Annotated in this window: 15 protein-coding genes and 1 tRNA gene; 7 read left to right on the plus strand and 9 right to left on the minus strand. The window is 63.6% G+C overall.

All coding sequences use genetic code 11. The annotated features are described in order from the left end of the window. The first annotated feature begins 13 nt into the window (after positions 1 to 13). From LB535_RS08530 to LB535_RS08540, 3 genes are all read left to right on the plus strand, one after another. Positions 14 to 427: a GNAT family N-acetyltransferase gene (locus LB535_RS08530; protein WP_224631865.1), complete on the plus strand. Its 414-nt coding sequence runs from the start codon at positions 14 to 16 to the stop codon at positions 425 to 427. 379 nt (positions 428 to 806) lie between these two features. Then, entirely contained in the window at positions 807 to 2612 is a 1806-nt protein-coding gene (locus tag LB535_RS08535; protein WP_224631866.1) for an ABC transporter ATP-binding protein, read from the plus strand. A gap of 310 nt (positions 2613 to 2922) precedes the next feature. Then, positions 2923 to 4080, plus strand: coding sequence for a hypothetical protein (locus LB535_RS08540; protein ID WP_224631867.1), 1158 nt, complete (start codon positions 2923 to 2925; stop codon positions 4078 to 4080). A gap of 5 nt (positions 4081 to 4085) precedes the next feature. On the opposite strand, the gene LB535_RS08545 is transcribed toward LB535_RS08540, so the two are convergent. The 4 genes from LB535_RS08545 to LB535_RS08560 all read right to left on the minus strand — a co-directional run bounded on the left by LB535_RS08545 (position 4086) and on the right by LB535_RS08560 (position 7190). After that, on the minus strand, positions 4086 to 4574 hold the full coding sequence (locus LB535_RS08545; protein ID WP_224543776.1) for an NUDIX hydrolase: 489 nt from the start codon (positions 4572 to 4574) through the stop codon (positions 4086 to 4088). A 198-nt stretch (positions 4575 to 4772) separates the two neighbouring features. Continuing rightward, positions 4773 to 5273, minus strand: a complete 501-nt coding sequence (gene gpt / locus LB535_RS08550) for a xanthine phosphoribosyltransferase (protein WP_095765134.1) — start codon at positions 5271 to 5273, stop codon at positions 4773 to 4775. Positions 5274 to 5535: 262 nt separating this feature from the next. Beyond that, a complete protein-coding gene (locus LB535_RS08555; protein WP_224525470.1) occupies positions 5536 to 6369 on the minus strand; it encodes a universal stress protein in 834 nt (277 codons plus the stop codon). Between the two features lie 80 nt (positions 6370 to 6449). Continuing rightward, the gene (locus tag LB535_RS08560; RefSeq protein WP_224631868.1) at positions 6450 to 7190 is read right to left on the minus strand and encodes a competence/damage-inducible protein A; all 741 of its coding nucleotides are present in this window, start codon (positions 7188 to 7190) and stop codon (positions 6450 to 6452) included. Between the two features lie 136 nt (positions 7191 to 7326). On the opposite strand from LB535_RS08560, the gene LB535_RS08565 reads away from it, so the two are divergent. Continuing rightward, the gene (locus LB535_RS08565; RefSeq protein ID WP_224631869.1) at positions 7327 to 8298 is read left to right on the plus strand and encodes an alpha/beta fold hydrolase; all 972 of its coding nucleotides are present in this window, start codon (positions 7327 to 7329) and stop codon (positions 8296 to 8298) included. A gap of 166 nt (positions 8299 to 8464) precedes the next feature. Beyond that, positions 8465 to 8737: a hypothetical protein gene (locus LB535_RS08570; RefSeq protein WP_224631870.1), complete on the plus strand. Its 273-nt coding sequence runs from the start codon at positions 8465 to 8467 to the stop codon at positions 8735 to 8737. A gap of 70 nt (positions 8738 to 8807) precedes the next feature. On the opposite strand, the gene LB535_RS08575 is transcribed toward LB535_RS08570, so the two are convergent. The 3 genes from LB535_RS08575 to LB535_RS08585 form a co-directional block, all read right to left on the minus strand. After that, positions 8808 to 9047 (minus strand): DUF2188 domain-containing protein, encoded by a 240-nt coding sequence (locus LB535_RS08575; RefSeq protein WP_095765137.1) that lies wholly within the window; start codon positions 9045 to 9047, stop codon positions 8808 to 8810. Positions 9048 to 9072: 25 nt separating this feature from the next. Further along, positions 9073 to 9351 (minus strand): DUF982 domain-containing protein, encoded by a 279-nt coding sequence (locus LB535_RS08580; RefSeq protein ID WP_095765138.1) that lies wholly within the window; start codon positions 9349 to 9351, stop codon positions 9073 to 9075. Positions 9352 to 9511: 160 nt separating this feature from the next. Further along, positions 9512 to 10615, minus strand: coding sequence for an NADH:flavin oxidoreductase/NADH oxidase (locus LB535_RS08585; RefSeq protein WP_224631871.1), 1104 nt, complete (start codon positions 10613 to 10615; stop codon positions 9512 to 9514). 171 nt (positions 10616 to 10786) lie between these two features. Here LB535_RS08585 and LB535_RS08590 point away from each other — a divergent pair, with 171 nt between their 5' ends. Continuing rightward, complete coding sequence (locus LB535_RS08590) at positions 10787 to 11365, plus strand: NUDIX domain-containing protein (protein ID WP_224631872.1); 579 nt, start codon at positions 10787 to 10789, stop codon at positions 11363 to 11365. A gap of 82 nt (positions 11366 to 11447) precedes the next feature. Here the strand turns inward: LB535_RS08590 and LB535_RS08595 are convergent. Beyond that, a tRNA-Leu gene (locus tag LB535_RS08595) sits at positions 11448 to 11533 on the minus strand. Positions 11534 to 11698: 165 nt separating this feature from the next. Here LB535_RS08595 and LB535_RS08600 point away from each other — a divergent pair. After that, positions 11699 to 11950: a hypothetical protein gene (locus LB535_RS08600; protein WP_224631873.1), complete on the plus strand. Its 252-nt coding sequence runs from the start codon at positions 11699 to 11701 to the stop codon at positions 11948 to 11950. Between the two features lie 230 nt (positions 11951 to 12180). On the opposite strand, the gene LB535_RS08605 is transcribed toward LB535_RS08600, so the two are convergent. Beyond that, the gene (locus tag LB535_RS08605; protein WP_224631874.1) at positions 12181 to 12846 is read right to left on the minus strand and encodes an outer membrane protein; all 666 of its coding nucleotides are present in this window, start codon (positions 12844 to 12846) and stop codon (positions 12181 to 12183) included. Position 12847 lies beyond the last annotated feature (1 nt).

The raw sequence follows: 12847 nt of genomic DNA on the forward strand, positions 1-12847 counted from the left end.
AGATTGCGCGCGCATGCAGGATGTTGAAATCAGTTTCGACCTGTCGCGGATCGATTTCCGGGCAACCTCCGACCAGCTCATGCAAAGCTATTGGGGCGCATCCAGAACCGACGAGGCCCACCGTCGCGCCTTCGACAACTCGCTTTGCGTCGGCGCCTATCTTGACGGCAGGCAAGTCGGCTTTGCCCGCGCGATCACCGACTACACGGTCTTTTCCTATGTTGCCGACGTCATCATCTGGCCGGAACATCGCGGGCGGGGGATCGGCAAGCGGCTCGTCCAGGCGCTGATCGATCACCCGGAGGTTGGGATGGTGACGCATTGGAGCCTTTCGACCAACGACGCCCACAGCCTCTACGAGAAGTTTGGGTTCAAGGCGTCGACCGACGGGCGCTACATGCGGCTGGATCGCAAGCCGACAGCCTGACTGTCTAATGGCCGCACAACCCGCCGTTGTTGCAAATTCGTCGCAGTGCTTGGACCAGATGTCGTTTTGGCGACGGGCCGACTTGGCGATCGGCTGATGCCTGCCTATAACAACCTTTCCGCGATTCCCTTCCGGGAGGACCGTATGGCAGGATTTGACATCGTTATGCGAGGCCGCGAGGCCTAGGTCGGCGCCGGCGCTCCGAGGGTTTCTCGGAGAGCCGGACGCGGAACAGGCATTTGCCGCTGCCGGTCGCCGCCTCAGGGCAGGCGGCCTACCATACTGAACCTCCCGCTTTCAGGGTCGCCGCAAAGCGCGGACGCGGGTTTTCCAATTCGATTTTTACCGGGACCGGGCTCGTTTGCGCCCGTATGACATCATGGCTCGTTTCAAGATCGACCTGCGCGCAAGCGCCTTTCGCAGCGTGCTTGGCTTTACATTCAGCCACTGGCGCCGCCAGCCGTGGCGGCTTTCGCTCATTATGAGCGCCTTCCTGCTCTCGACGCTCGCCGACGTGCTGACACCCTTCTATTCCGGCCGCCTGGTCGATGCCGTCGCCAGCGGCGCCGGAACCGACGCAATCGCCTGGAATGCGGCGATGACGGCGTTCTCGACCTTGATCGCGCTGGCGCTGGCCGGCGTCGTGCTGCGCAATGTCGCGTTCCTGTGTATCGTCGAGTTGACGCTGAAGATGATGTCGGACATCGCGGCCGATGCCTTCCATCGGGTGCAGCGCTTCTCGACGGACTGGCACGCCAACAGCTTTGCCGGATCGACGGTGCGCAAGATAACGCGCGGCATGTGGGCGCTGGACCTGCTCAACGACACGATCCTGATCGCGCTGCTGCCGTCGGTCGTCATGCTGGTCGGCTCCACGCTGCTGCTTGGCTGGTTCTGGCCGTTGATGGGGGCCGTGGTGGCCGCCGGTTCGGTGCTGTTCATCGCCGTCACGGCGATGCTGTCGCTCGGCTATGTCGCGCCTGCCGCACGGCTCGCCAACAGCTGGGACACGCGGCTGGGCGGCTCTCTGGCAGACGCGGTGAGCTGCAACGCCGTCGTCAAGGGCTTCGGCGCGGAGGCTCGCGAGGAAGCGCGGCTGGCGCGCGTCGTCGCCAAATGGCGCCTGCGCACCGGCCGCACCTGGATGCGCGGCACCGCCAACGGCACAACGCAAGGGGCGCTGCTGCTGATGATGCGGGCGGCGGTGATCGGTCTTGCCCTCATGCTGTGGGCCTGGGGCCAGGCGAGCGCCGGCGACGTCGCCTTCGTGCTGACCTCGTTTTTCGTGCTGCAGGGCTATCTGCGCGACATCGGCACGCATATCCGCAACCTGCAGCGCTCGATCAACGACATGGAGGAACTGGTCGACTTCCAGTCCGAGCCGCTCGGCATCGAGGACCGGCCCTGCGCCCGGCCGATCCGCATCGCCGACGGGCACATCGCCTTCGACAAGGTGACGTTCCACTACGGCAGTCACCTTCTGCCGCTTTACCGCGATTTCTCGGTCGATATCGCGGCCGGCGAGCGCATCGGACTGGTCGGGCATTCGGGCTCGGGCAAGACGACCTTCGTCAAGCTGATCCAGCGGCTTTACGATGTGAGTGCCGGGCGGATTCTGATCGACGGGCAGGACATCTCACAGGTCGAGCAGGCTTCGTTGCGCAGCCAGATCGCCATCGTCCAGCAGGAGCCGATCCTGTTCCACCGGTCGCTCGCCGAGAACATCGCCTATGCCAGACCCGGCGCCAGCCAGGCCGAGATCGAGCATGCGGCCAAACTCGCGAGCGCGCATGATTTCATCACCAGCCTGCCCAAGGGCTATGGAACCCTGGTCGGCGAGCGTGGCGTGAAGTTGTCGGGCGGCGAGCGTCAACGTGTGGCGATCGCCCGCGCCTTTCTGGCCGACGCGCGCATCCTGATCCTGGACGAGGCGACATCGAGCCTCGATTCGGAATCGGAAGTGCTGATCCAGAAGGCGATGGAGCGATTGATGGTCGGGCGCACGACCCTGGTGATCGCGCACCGGCTCTCGACGGTGCGCGCGCTCGACCGGCTGCTGGTCTTCGATCGCGGGCGTATCGCCGAGGAAGGTTCGCACGACGACCTGATCCGGCTGAACGGCGGCATCTACCGGCGGCTGTTCGAGCGTCAGGCGCTCGAGCTGACCAAGGGCCTCGTTGCCTGAGGAAAGGACGGCGCTCGGCCTCCGCCGGGCGCCGTCCGCTGCAACGCGGTTGCAACCGCTCTCCCGTCATGCGGTTAGAGCGGCTCAATATGTTTTTCAAACTACTTTATATAAGTCGAAGTTTTTAGGAAATTCTATTTTAGATTTTAGCTATTTACGTGCTTTCAAGCAATGATTTGAATGTATTTACAGAAAAGAAAATCAGATGTGGCAGAAGAAGGCCTATAGGATTTTTTGCAGGAAACCGACCAGGCGGAGATTTCCTTTGAGAAGCACGACCGCCTTTAGCGCTTTCGTATAGGCAATCACGATGAATCTTGTTTCCGCGAGTCCGGGACAGGTGGTTGCCCCACTGGAATCCCAGCATGGCTCGGTTCGGCCTTTAACCGCCGAGGATCTCGAGCAGGTCGCCGCGCTCTTCCTGATGAAGTTTCGCCATCGTCGCCGCCAGCGCGATCGCGCGATCGCGCAGACGGCGGACTATATGAGGGGGCTTTACCTGGACGGGGATGAGAGCAAGGCTCTTGTCCAGATCAACCCGCAGGGCCGCCTGGGTGGCTTCATGGGCGTTCTGAAAGCCCGCTATGAGCTCAATGGAAGAGCATTGAGCGCGGCCATCATCGGTCCCTTCATGACCGACTCCCGCACCGATCACGGTTGGGCCGGCCCGCAATTGCTGCGTGCCCTGCATCAGAGCGAATTCGACCTGTACCTGACCGATTCCGCCAACCGGACATCCTTGGCCTTCGCGCGTCCGATGAAGTACCAGCTGCTGCCGGTGCATTGCCTGGAATGGACCTGTATTTTCCGGCCGGGCGCCATGGCCGCCGCCGTGCTGCGCCGAAAATGGCCCGGGCTGCCTCGCCTGGCGCTCGATCCTTGCGCGAGAGCGTTCGACGCTCTTGCAAGAAGAAGGTTCGAGCCATCGGCCCAGCATTCGTCATCCCAACGGATCCACCGGGAGCTGATCGATGCGGCCCAATTTGCGGAGCGACTGCCCGCCCTCATGACCGATTACTCCCTTCGGCCGAGTTGGAGGGGCGAGGAGTTGCCGCGGCTGCTCGCGCTGGCGGCCGAGAAGCGGGCCGACGGGCCACTTCATTTCGGCGGGACTTACGACGAAACGGGCAGGATGCTGGGCTGCTACGCCTTCTACGGCCAGGCCGGCGGCATCGCGAACCTGTTGCAAATCCAGGCATCCGGATCCCATTGGGGAGCGACGCTGGATGGCCTCATCGCGGCTGCGCGGGAGATGGGCTGCGTCGGCATCGCCGGGCAGACGCAGAACCGGTTCATGCCGCAACTCTTCGGCCACAAGGACGTCTTCTTCCGCTATGCCGGGGGCACGATGGTCCGCTCGCGAATCGCCGAGGTCATCGAAGCGGTCCGCTCCGGCGACATTTTCATCGGCGGGTTGATGGGCGATCGTTGGACCCGGCTCAGTTCCGACGATTTTGGCCGTGCCTGAGCGGGTCAGGCGAACTTGCGCGGCGCGGCGCAGAAGCCGGCAATGATCTGGCAAAGGTCGGGTTCGTTGACCATCCGGATGGCGTCGTTCGGGCCAACCCATTTGCGCGTTCGCGCGCGCTTCTCCTTCCAGCGATCCGCGACGCGGTCGACATGCAGCGGAAAGACCAGCACCTCGCAAGGCACTTCCTCGCCGGAGGCGAGGACTTTGGCGTAGAAATAGCGGCCGGCTTCAACATGCGATATGGAGCCGCGCAGTCCGGCTTCCTCGCCTGCTTCGCGAGCGGCGGCTTCGCAAAGCGGTTCCCTGGCCTCCGGCCAACCCTTGGGCAGCACCCAGCGACCGGTGTCGCGGCTGGTGATCAGCATGATCTCGACGCCGTTCTCGCTCTCGCGCCAAGGCAAGGCGGCAACCTGAAGGCGACAAGGCGCAACGCCGAAGAGCCGCCGGACTCTTTCGGCCATCTGGTTGTGCGTCGTCGGCCTCGTCAACATGGTAAGAAGCTGCCCCAGCCTCCAGAATCGTTTGCCACCTTACGAATCTTACGGCGAATTATGAGCTTTAAAAGTAAAAAACTTCACTCTGTCGGAAAATCTCACCAGAAAAAGTCGATCCTGCAAAGTAGTCGTGCTCCTTGGCGCGGCTACACGACCGAAGTTTAAGGCAGATTCTCTGGAGAATAAGATGGCCGTTCAGCCGGCGTGATCGTCCGCGATCGGCTTCTGGTAAGTGAAGCCCATGTCCCACGGGAAGTAGATCCAGGTGTCCTGACTGACCTCAGTGACGAACGTGTCGACCAGCGGACGGCCCTTCGGCTTGGCATAGACCGTCGCGAAATGCGCCTTCGGCATCATCGCGCGCACTATCCCGGCCGTCTTTCCGGTGTCGGTCAGGTCGTCGATGATCAGCACGCCGGCCCCGTCATCGGCGAGCAGCGGAGGCGAAATCTCCTTCAGGACCTGCAGCTGACCCTGGCTGGTGTAGTCATGATAGGAGGCGACGCACACCGTCTCGATGACGCGGATGCCGAGCTCGCGCGCGATGATGGCGGCGGGCACCAGGCCGCCGCGCGTGATGCAGACGATCGCTTTCCATTGCCCCTTGTTGGCGCCGGACAGCCGCCAGGAAAGCGCGCGGGCGTCGCGGTGGAACTGGTCCCAGGAGACGGGAAAGGCTTTTTCGGGAAGGGACATGTTCGCGCACTCCGCAAGCGCGCGCCATCAGCGCGCGGAAACAATGGAATGCAGGCGGAATTAGCTGGAAAGCCTTGCTCTTGGCAAGGGACAGCGGATGAACGTCCCCGGATGATGTTTGACCATCGCAGGTGAGACGGCCCTCGACCTGAATTTCCGACGATCTTCCGCGGGAGACCGGTGGACCTCCGTTGGAGAGCGTGACTGAGATATCATCGCGGACGGAAAACCGTGTCGCGCTTTTCCCGGAGTTGCTCCGGCGTCACCGCGACAGGAAAGCGGCTACATTCGTGCTGCGCAGCACCGTGCGGGTGACGCCGCCGAACAGGAGCTGGCGCAGCCAGGAGTGGCTGTAGGCGCCGAGCACGAGCAGGTCGGTGCCGGATTCGGCCATCCTCGACTGGATTATGTCGTCGATCGCCGAGCCATCCGACTTCTGCACCGAGACGCTAACATTGGCGCCGTGGCGCGACAGGGCGGCCGCGATCTCGGCGCCGGCCGCTTCGGGGGATTCGTCCAGGCTCTCGGGCGGATCGATGACGAGAATGTCGGTCTTGTCGGCCTCGGCAATGAAGGGTAGGGCGTCGAAGGCCGCGCGGGCCGCTTCCTTGCTGCCGTTCCAGGCCAGCAACACACGCCTGAAGGTTGTCACCAGCGGGCCGTCATGCGGCACGACCAGCACCGGCCGGCCGGCATCGTAGACCAGCGTGTCGACATCGGCGCTCGGATCGCCGCCGGTGTCACGCTGCGCGGCGATGATCAGATCGGCGGCGCGCACGCTCGATATGCCGGTCAGCGCGCTGTCGCCGGAAAAGCTCTCCAGGCTTCGCCATTCGAAGGAGAGGCCGGATTCCTCGATCCGCTTGAGGAAATAGGCCTGCAATTTGTCGGCGCGCTCCTTGTTCATCTCGGCCGAGACCTGCAGGAATTCGGTGTCGGGAAAGCCCGTGGCCGATGTGTAGGGCACGGGAAGCGCCTCGGCATGGATGCCGACGAGATGGCTCTCGAATCTTTCGGCAAGCGGAAGGGCGCAATCGAGCACGCGCTCGGCGTCCTGTTCGTTCTGCAAAATGGCCACAATCGTCTTGAAGCGCATGGCTGGTCCCTCAATTGTTTACCCCGCGCATCTGCGCGGCAAGGGAACGCCTCAGCGCATTGACTGGTTCCAGCCGCGGATCAGCCTGCCTTGGCCAAGCCCGCCACCATCTCCTCGACGTCCTTGCGCGCGGCCTCGAGCGCTTCCTCGCTGCGGGCGCGGACAACGAGCTCGGTCCAGAACTTGCCGTCGCCATATTTGGGATAGGAGCCGATGATGGTGCCTGGATGCGCCTTCTGGATCTCGGCCAGCGGCCCGCCGATCAGGCCCTCGCCGAAGGGGCAGTGCACCGTGGCCGACAGCATTTTGGTGCCTGCCTTGAGCGTCGGCACCACATTGTCGAGCATGGCCTGGAAGATCGACGGCACGCCGGCCATGACATGGACGTTGCCGATGCGGAAGCCCGGCGCGACCGAGACGGGATTGTCGATATGGTCGGCGCCGCGCGGCATGCGCGCCATGCGCTTGCGCGCTTCGGTGAACTCGATGCCGCGCCCGGCGTAGCTTGCTTCGAGCAGCGCATAGGCCTTGGCGTCGTATTCGCAAGGCACGCCGAAGGCCTTGGCGATGGAGTCGGCGGTGATGTCGTCATGCGTCGGGCCGATGCCGCCGGTGGTAAAGACGTAGGTATAACGAGCGCGCAGGGCATTCACCGCCGCAACGATCTCGTCCTCCTCATCGGGGACGATGCGCACTTCTTTCAGGTCGATGCCGATCGCCGTCATGATGTCGGCGAGATGGCCGATGTTCTTGTCCTTGGTGCGGCCGGAGAGGATTTCGTCGCCGATGACGAGCATGGCGGCGGTGACGATTTCAGGCATGGCGGGCTCCGGCAGCAAAGGTCGCCTGAGATAACGCGGCCCGCGGCGGGCCGCAATGCGAAAGCCGGATCAGCGCTTGTGGCGGCGGCCGTTGCGGATATGGTGCGGTCGGTCGGCTTGGGGTGAAAACATGCTGATGTCGTTTGTCCTGTGGTTGCTCGCCGGCTTGCTCGTCGCGGCGGCGCTTGCCGTGCTGGCCGTGACAGTTGCGACCTGGTGGATTGCGGCAAAGGCCGAAAGACTGGTGCCGGCTTGCGGCAAATTCGTCGAGATCGACGGCAACCGCATCCACTATGTGGAAGAGGGCGACGGCAGGCCGATCATCTTTGTGCACGGGCTGGGCGCTCAACTCCACCACTTCCGCCAGACGCTGTTCGGCCGCTTCGGTCCTGGCTACCGGCTGATCGCCCTCGACCGGCCGGGCTCCGGCTATTCAGTTCGGGCGAGCGGGGCCACCGGCCGGCTGCCCGAGCAGGCTGATATCGTGCGGCGCTTCATCGAGGAATTGCGCCTGGAACGGCCTTTGGTCGTCGGCCATTCGCTCGGCGGGGCCATCGCGCTTGCGCTGGCGACCGGGCATCCGACCGCGATTTCCGGCATTGCGCTGCTCTCGCCGCTGACGCATCTGGAAGCGAGGGGGCGTCAGGGATTTGACCTGCTCTATGTTCCGTCACGACTGCTGCGCCGTGTCCTGGCCTATACGGTGGCGATACCGCTCAGCCTCCGTTACGCGCAGCCGACGCTGCGGTTCATTTTCGCGCCGCAAGCGGTTCCGGCAGACTACATGATCGGCGGCGGCGGATGGCTTGGGCTGCGTCCATCCCACTATTTCGCCACCTCCACCGATGTCGTGGCCGTGGAACGGGATCTTGGCGAAATCGAACGGTCTTACCGCGAAATTGCGATGCCGGCAGGCATTCTGTTCGGCACCGGCGACCAGGTAATCGGCGAGGCGGTCCATGGCCAACCGATGCTGGACAAGATCGACGCCCTCGACTTTGAGCGGATCGAAGGCCTGGGCCACATGCCGCAATTTACGACCCCGAACGGGTCGTCGCCTTCGTCCAGCGTATCGCCGCGCGCGCTTTCGCGCATTGACCGCAATTGACCTTGGTGGGGGCTCGCGGCTCTTCACGCGGCGTCACGCAAATGTGTCGGACATTCTGTCCTACCCGGAATTTCCAGGGGAACCTTCGCACCCAACCCAGGGTTTCGTTGGTGTCGCCAGGGCCTTGGCGCCCGTTTTTTTGGCGATCAAGAGAATGGAGAATCCAATGATTACAAGACTCATTGCAGCTTCGGCGCTGGTGCTGGCCATGGGTGGCGCAGCCATGGCGCAGTCATCCGATGACTGGTGGTGGTGGCACCGCGATCATCGCCCCGACACGAGGCAGCAGGTAGATCCTTATACCACAGGCAGCATCAATGGCGGCTCCGGGCTGACCACCTACGGGAATACCGGTGGCATCGGGCCGTGTGCCCACAACACACCCGGTCCGGATGCCAACTCGCAACAGAACGTCAACGATAACTACTGCGGTAAGTAGTGCCGCATAGCCACCAGCGGCCGGTGCGAGGCCTTCCGGCTTCGCCAGTCGCGGGGCGGTTCCAACTCGCCTAGTCGGAGACTTCGGTTTGCGGGCGGTCGCGGCCGTCGGCGAGTTCGTCGTGCCACGTGCCTTCGGCGTCCTCATATTGGATGCCGTCGGTGGTGCCGGCAACCTGCTGTTCGGACGAGGCGATCTCGGCGGCGCGCAGCGCCTCCTGGTGCGTGCGGAAAGTCTCGGAAAATGTCGAGCCGACCTTGTAGGCCCAGCCGCCATCATGCTCGACGATCTTGTAAGTCAGCTTCGCCATGGAATCCTCCGGTTAAGAAGCGTGCTCAGTGCAGCTTTCCGTCGGGCAGCCTGTCTTCGGGAACCAGAACTTCCGATTCCCTGGCTGCCTCGACAAGGGCGCGACGCGCGTCCGCTGTCGAACGATAACCTTCCAGCGCTTTGAGGCAAGTGTCGAGAGCATAACGATGGCGATCGCCGCGATTGAGCGGCCAAACGGTCATCAGGCACTCGGCGGCCTCGCGGGTGCTGCTTATCTGGCGGTATTTGCCGACATGGCCGAGCTCGACCACCACCGGCTTTTCAAAGGGTTTGTTGTCCATCATGGCCGCCAACGTAAAGCGGCCAAATTGGTTGCAGTTGTGGCGAGGATCCTGCGCCCAAACGTCTCAGGACCCGGCCGATTTCCGGTTTTGTTTTGACGCAATTCGGACGGAAAGCCACGGCGAAGCCGCCGAGCCTGACGGTGTCACCCCTGGAATTGCTTTAGCCGGCGGCCTTCATCCAATGCCGCATCGTCGTCACCGAACGTGCCAGCTGCGGCGCGGGATGGATTTCCTCGCCGAAGGCGGCGGCCGCGCGCCAGCCCCAGCGCGGGTCGGCGAGGAATGCGCGCGCCAGCGCCACCATGTCGGCACGGCCTTCGGCGACGATCGCCTCGGCCTGGCTCGGATCGTCGATCAGTCCCACGGCGCGCGTCGGAATGCCGGCGCCGTTGCGCACGGCCTCCGCCAGATGCACCTGGTAGCCGGGACCGGGCGGCACCTGCTGCAGGGGCGAATTGCCGCCGCTGGAGCAGCAGATATAGGCGATGCCCTCGGCCTTCAGCGCCTTGGCCACCTCGATCGCGTCCTCGATGTCGAAACCGCCTTCGACCCATTCCTTAACCGAAAGGCGCGCCCCCAGCATCATGGACGGGACGGCCTTTCTCACCGCCCTGGCGATTTCGAGAGCGAAGCGCATGCGGTTTTCCAGCGACCCGCCCCAACGGTCGGTACGCTGGTTGGAGAGCGGCGAGAGAAACTGGAAGATCAGATAGCCATGCGCGGCGTGCAGTTCGGCAAAGTCGAAGCCGGCCCGTTCGGCGCGCACGGCCGACTGCGCAAAACGTGCAATGAGCTCCAGGATCTCGTCCTCCTCCAACGCATGCGGCACGTTCCAGCCCGTGTCGTAGGCGATGGCCGACGCAGAAACCGTCTGCCAGGGATCTTCGCCCGGCTGCAGCGGACCGCCGCCTTCCCAGGGTTTGCGGTTGGAGGCCTTGCGGCCGGCATGGGCAAGCTGGACACCGAATTTCGTGGCGGGCGCGGCGACGCGCCTGGCGGCGTCGAGCGTACGCTTCGCGGCCGCCTCGTTGTCGTCCGAATAGAGGCCGAGGCAGCCATGCGAGATGCGCCCGCGCCGCTCGACATCGGTCATCTCGACGGTCACCATGCCGGCGCCCGACATTGCCAAGTTCATCCAGTGATGGAGATGCCAATCGCTGGCCGAGCCGTCCTCGGCCGAATACTGGCACATAGGGGCAACCGCGATGCGGTTGGGGAAGGTGAGGCCGCCGAGGGTGATCGGCTGGAAAAGCGATGACGTCATGTGAAACGGGCTCCTGGAGAGATACCGCTATCTAGGCAGTCGCGACGCGGCGCGCCAGACACGAGCCGGTGAGACTCCCGCTGGACCAATCGGTTTCGAGGCCAATCGGTTTCCTGGATTGCCTGCGACACCTTTCACCGCTACGCCTTTGCGACCAATACGGAGGTCGTCATGGAAGATCGCATTCGCATCCGTTCGCAGGAGGTCCTTTCGGACGACTGGGCGGTGCTGAAGAAGACGGTGCTCGACTATCGCCGCCGCGACGGGCGATGGGAGACGCAGACCCGCCAGACCTACGACCGCGGCGACGGCGCGGTGATCCTGCCCTTCGATCCGCAGCGCTCGACCGTCCTCTTGGTGCGTCAATTCCGCTTCCCGGCTTACGCCGTAGGCCACCACGAGCCGCTGATCGAGGCTTGCGCCGGCTTGCTCGACGAGAACGATCCCGAAACCGCCATCCGCAAGGAAGCGGAAGAGGAACTGGGTTATCACCTGAAGGATGTCCAGCGGCTGTTTTCGCCGTTCATGAGCCCGGGCAGCGTGACGGAGCGGCTCTGGTTCTTCACCGCGCGCTATTCGCCAGCCGACCGCATTTCCGACGGCGGCGGCGCGCCGGAGGAAGGCGAGGACATCGAGGTTCTGGAAATGCCCTTGGACGAGGCGCTGGCCGGCATCGCCGACCGCCGCATCGTCGACGCCAAGACGATCATCCTGATCCAGTATCTGAAGCTCAATCCGATGAAAGGTTGAGCCGATTGCGCGTTCGAGTCGGCCTGCCATCCGAAGCTCCTCCTTCGCCAAGGCTTCGGAGGACTCTCCGAAGAGCGAAGGGTGGTGCGGACGACGGGAATCGAACCCGTACGATCAGAGATCGAGGGATTTTAAGTCCCTTGCGTCTACCAATTCCGCCACGTCCGCAGGCGTGCCCTTTTCAGATGCCAGATATGAGCCGTCAAGCCATGTTTCGGATCGGCTGCGCTTTGTGCCGCCGTCCGGCCCGTTCTCAAGTGCAGATTTAATGTTAGTGATATTTAAAATGCCAACTTCTCTGAACTGATCCCATTAGCCTTTATGTGCGAGTCTATGGCCGGCTTTGATGGTGGAACCATGCGTGGGCCAGGCTGGATCAGGGGACTGCGGGAGGAGGAGGCGCGGCAGCTGCGCAGGGAGATCGGTCGGCTCGAACGAGGGCTGATCGAGGCCGCCAATTCGAAGGCCAAATGGAACCTGCACGAGGTTGCGCACACGTTGCGATGGCAAAAGGCCCGGCTGCGGCGGCTGGAGGAATGCCTCGAGGTCATGCCTGAAGGAAAGAGGGCTTCGGACCGATCCTGACCGTTCAGCCAAGCATGTCCGCTAGGCGGGGCAGGGCGGTGGGAAAGTGGCGCGATCACGCTATTACGGCCTGCCCTGGGAGCCCTATTGTTTGCGCCGTGGCGGATCGATCCGCCGAGGCCGGCGTCTATCAGGCCCCTACCCATTCCCCCGCCCCCTGCGGGCGCCGGCCACCCTGAATTTTCAAGACATGCGAGAGGGGGGCGCGCGTCGTCGCGGTGCCGCAAACCCTAGAATTTATAGCTGAAATTCACGCCTAGCGTCTGCAGCTTCACGTCCTGATCGCGGTCGGCGAAGGTGTCCGGCGCATCGAAATGCTCCTTGCCGAAATCATAGTAGCGGTATTGCGCGCCGACGACGACATTGTTGGTCAAGGCATAGTCGACGCCGGCGCCGAGCGTCCAGCCGGTGCTGGTGTGGGTTTGGGCAAAGGCCGTGCCTGCTGCCTGCGAGGTCTCGATGCCAGCGAAAGCGACGCCGCCGATGCCGTAGATCAGCACGCGATCCGTGGCGTAGCCGGCCTTGGCATCGATCGATCCGAACCATTTGATGTCGGTGCCGAATGTGTTTGCCGGGCCGGCCTCGGCGGTGCCGTCGATCGAGGCGTAGCTAAGATCGGCCTCGGCGCCGATCACAGCCTGGTCGAACTGCCAGAGCCCCGTGACATGGCCGCCGACGAAACCGCCGTCGATGTCGGGCTTGACCGAAAACGGACCGCCATCGTTGCCGCTGATGTCGGAGCGGCCCCAGCCATAGCCGGCCTGCAGGCCGGCGTAATAGCCGGTCCAGTCGAAGCCGGCCACGGTCATCGGCAGATCAGCCCCCAGATCCGCCGCCCAAGCGGAGCCGGACAGCAGGACAAGAAAACCGGCACTGGCAAGCGTCAGTCGACGCATC

Origin of the sequence: Mesorhizobium sp. CA10 (genome assembly GCF_020165285.1) — a bacterium.
In the GTDB taxonomy this organism is placed as follows: domain Bacteria; phylum Pseudomonadota; class Alphaproteobacteria; order Rhizobiales; family Rhizobiaceae; genus Mesorhizobium.

Bases quoted from the DNA above. Each gene is read 5' to 3' on its own strand.
- LB535_RS08530 (WP_224631865.1), top strand. From the start codon at position 14: ATGCAGGATGTTGAAATCAGTTTCGACCTGTCGCGGATCGATTTCCGG.
- LB535_RS08535 (WP_224631866.1), top strand. From the start codon at position 807: ATGGCTCGTTTCAAGATCGACCTGCGCGCAAGCGCCTTTCGCAGCGTG.
- LB535_RS08540 (WP_224631867.1), top strand. From the start codon at position 2,923: ATGAATCTTGTTTCCGCGAGTCCGGGACAGGTGGTTGCCCCACTGGAA.
- LB535_RS08545 (WP_224543776.1), bottom strand. From the start codon at position 4,574: ATGTTGACGAGGCCGACGACGCACAACCAGATGGCCGAAAGAGTCCGG.
- gpt (WP_095765134.1), bottom strand. From the start codon at position 5,273: ATGTCCCTTCCCGAAAAAGCCTTTCCCGTCTCCTGGGACCAGTTCCAC.
- LB535_RS08555 (WP_224525470.1), bottom strand. From the start codon at position 6,369: ATGCGCTTCAAGACGATTGTGGCCATTTTGCAGAACGAACAGGACGCC.
- LB535_RS08560 (WP_224631868.1), bottom strand. From the start codon at position 7,190: ATGCCTGAAATCGTCACCGCCGCCATGCTCGTCATCGGCGACGAAATC.
- LB535_RS08565 (WP_224631869.1), top strand. From the start codon at position 7,327: ATGTCGTTTGTCCTGTGGTTGCTCGCCGGCTTGCTCGTCGCGGCGGCG.
- LB535_RS08570 (WP_224631870.1), top strand. From the start codon at position 8,465: ATGATTACAAGACTCATTGCAGCTTCGGCGCTGGTGCTGGCCATGGGT.
- LB535_RS08575 (WP_095765137.1), bottom strand. From the start codon at position 9,047: ATGGCGAAGCTGACTTACAAGATCGTCGAGCATGATGGCGGCTGGGCC.
- LB535_RS08580 (WP_095765138.1), bottom strand. From the start codon at position 9,351: ATGATGGACAACAAACCCTTTGAAAAGCCGGTGGTGGTCGAGCTCGGC.
- LB535_RS08585 (WP_224631871.1), bottom strand. From the start codon at position 10,615: ATGACGTCATCGCTTTTCCAGCCGATCACCCTCGGCGGCCTCACCTTC.
- LB535_RS08590 (WP_224631872.1), top strand. From the start codon at position 10,787: ATGGAAGATCGCATTCGCATCCGTTCGCAGGAGGTCCTTTCGGACGAC.
- LB535_RS08600 (WP_224631873.1), top strand. From the start codon at position 11,699: ATGGCCGGCTTTGATGGTGGAACCATGCGTGGGCCAGGCTGGATCAGG.
- LB535_RS08605 (WP_224631874.1), bottom strand. From the start codon at position 12,846: ATGCGTCGACTGACGCTTGCCAGTGCCGGTTTTCTTGTCCTGCTGTCC.